This window comes from Actinokineospora sp., assembly GCF_050699995.1.
Classification (GTDB): domain Bacteria; phylum Actinomycetota; class Actinomycetes; order Mycobacteriales; family Pseudonocardiaceae; genus Actinokineospora.
Window position 1 is genome coordinate 1 of the sequence record NZ_JBOHGC010000300.1, and the last position, 2,001, is coordinate 2,001.

At 68.0% G+C, this 2,001-nt stretch carries 4 protein-coding genes; all 4 read right to left on the bottom strand.

Translation table 11 applies throughout. The features are described from left to right. Positions 1–221 (bottom strand): hypothetical protein (locus tag ACRDSQ_RS15100; RefSeq protein ID WP_431421764.1); only part of this gene is annotated, 221 nt, incomplete at its 3' end. 402 nt (positions 222–623) lie between these two features. Continuing rightward, the gene (locus ACRDSQ_RS15105) at positions 624–950 is read right to left on the bottom strand and encodes a hypothetical protein (protein WP_431421765.1); all 327 of its coding nucleotides are present in this window, start codon (positions 948–950) and stop codon (positions 624–626) included. Continuing rightward, on the bottom strand, positions 947–1,243 hold the full coding sequence (locus ACRDSQ_RS15110) for a hypothetical protein (protein WP_431421767.1): 297 nt from the start codon (positions 1,241–1,243) through the stop codon (positions 947–949). Before ACRDSQ_RS15110 ends, ACRDSQ_RS15105 begins: the two co-directional genes overlap by 4 nt. After that, on the bottom strand, positions 1,240–1,908 hold the full coding sequence (locus ACRDSQ_RS15115) for an HNH endonuclease family protein (protein ID WP_431421768.1): 669 nt from the start codon (positions 1,906–1,908) through the stop codon (positions 1,240–1,242). The genes ACRDSQ_RS15110 and ACRDSQ_RS15115 overlap by 4 nt, the downstream gene beginning before the upstream one ends. Positions 1,909–2,001: the final 93 nt, after the last annotated feature.

A 2,001-nucleotide genomic window follows, 5' to 3' on the forward strand; every position in this document is an offset into this window, starting at 1 on the left:
TCCAGCGACAGGCCACCGGCCCAGTCGACGGTGACGCGGTGCTCGTCGCGTTCCTGTTCGTACATGGCGGCCCACAGTGGGCCGGTGGACAGGGCATCGAGCATCATGGGGTTCTCTCCATTCGCCTGCTGGTGGGTGGGAGCCCCGGACTGGCGGGTTTTCTTGGCGGAAGGGTCGCCGGTCCGGGTGGTGCTCATCTGGCCGATGTTGTTGGTGTTCATGGGTTTCACCTCCTGATCGGTTCTCAGCGCTTGCACTTGCAGCACACCCAGGTGCCGGTCTTCGGGTCGTAGTGCTTGTAACAACCCTCGGGACACATGGCCGCTCACCTCCTCTCGGTTCGGCCACCGCGCGGGCAACCGGGGGCGTGGCCGAACTCGCACTCACAGTTCGGGCAGTCGGTCCCCGGTATCGGGTCGTGGTCGGTGTTCACGTGCGATCTCCCGGTGATCGTTGGTCTTCTGTCCTCAGGCGGCGGCTAGTCCTTCCGGCGTCGCCAAGTGGACGCGGCGGCAGCACCGTTCACGGTGGTGTCGGCGAGCCAGTCGGGGACCACGCCGTCTCCTCCGCAGGTCGAACACGAGGTGCGGTTTCCGTTGCAGTCAGGGCAGGTCATCGCCTGCTCACCTCGTCCCGATCGGCTTGGGCGGCTTGGCGTCGGCAGGCCAGTCGGGCGGCAGTTCGCACCCCGCGATGGCGGCGCGGCGCATCACCGGGGTGTCCGGGTACACGTTGAACGGGTGCCCCTTCAGGTCGCACTCGTAGCTGTACTCCCACGGCAACCCATTGGGCCGTGTCGGCCCGTCCGGGTCCACGGTGGGCTCGGCCGTTGCGGGCTTGGTCAGCGCGGGCCTGGTCGGTGCGGTCGTCGTGACCGGGTGTCCGGTCGGCTTGTGTCCAGCCATCGCGACGACCGCGACAGCCAGCAGGACCCACTTGCCGGTGCTCATCGGGTACCACCCCAGTAGCCGTGGTGTGCGATGCGGCCGACCGCGTCCGGGCCGGTCAGGCCCAACTCGGCGGCCCAGTCGTCGATGACCGCCCACATCGTCACGTCGTGGGTCGTCAGCAGGACGCCCGCGACGGTCTCGGCGAGCGTCATCGCGGTGATCGCCTGGTTGCGGTTGATGAACCGCTCCGGCAGCCACGACACCGTCCACGGCCCGTAGGTCTCACCCGAGCGCACCGTGTGCGCCTCATGCCGGGTCCGGTCGCTGATCATCGCGTCGTCGGTGATCCTCATCGGACACCACCGGCCGGGCAGGTGTTCAACATCGACCGCAGACCAGCCAACTCCGCCGCGTCGACGTGCAACCGATACTTGGCCTTCACCTGGGCGTAGGCGGTGGCGTAGGCGCACCACGACGTGCGATCGGCGGGCCTCCACCTGCCGGGGTCCTTGTCGGACTTGGACCCGTTCGACTTGCCCGTCACAGCCCACAGGTTCGCGTGGTCGTTGTAGAACTCCGCGCGCCGCTCGGCGGACCAGCCACGGGCACCGGACCGGTTGGCCTCCTTCACCGGAACCACGTGATCGACCTGCAACCCGTTCGGGTCCACAACGGACACACCGTCATAGCGAGACACCCAACACGGCACCGGGGCGGAACCTGCCGCAACCGGGCACAGCGGGGTACAACCCTTGCCACGCTTGAACGGGCTACCCGTCACGGCCTGCTCGGCGAGCACCACCTCACGGGTGTTGCAGCCCCCACCATGGGAAGCCCAACCACCCCAAGCGTCACGGTCGTAATGCGCTCCGGTGTCCTCGGTGCGCGACTCACCCAACGCGGCCAGCAATCCGACCGCATCCGGTGAAGCCTTCTGCGAACCAGCGGCGGGAACACACGCCGACACCGACACCAGCACCGCGCAAGCCAATGCGGCCCGAACCCCTGCCGCGCCCATCACGCAGCCTCATTGTCGAACTCGTGCACCGAGACGACCGAGGTCGCAGGCAAACGGACACTGAACAGCTCGGACAGCCGCGCGGCCTGTCGG

What these genes read in the sequence shown, in the direction of transcription:
- ACRDSQ_RS15110 (WP_431421767.1), bottom strand. Translation starts at nt 1,243, where the DNA reads ATGAGGATCACCGACGACGCGATGATCAGCGACCGGACCCGGCATGAG.
- ACRDSQ_RS15105 (WP_431421765.1), bottom strand. Translation starts at nt 950, where the DNA reads ATGAGCACCGGCAAGTGGGTCCTGCTGGCTGTCGCGGTCGTCGCGATG.
- ACRDSQ_RS15115 (WP_431421768.1), bottom strand. Translation starts at nt 1,908, where the DNA reads ATGGGCGCGGCAGGGGTTCGGGCCGCATTGGCTTGCGCGGTGCTGGTG.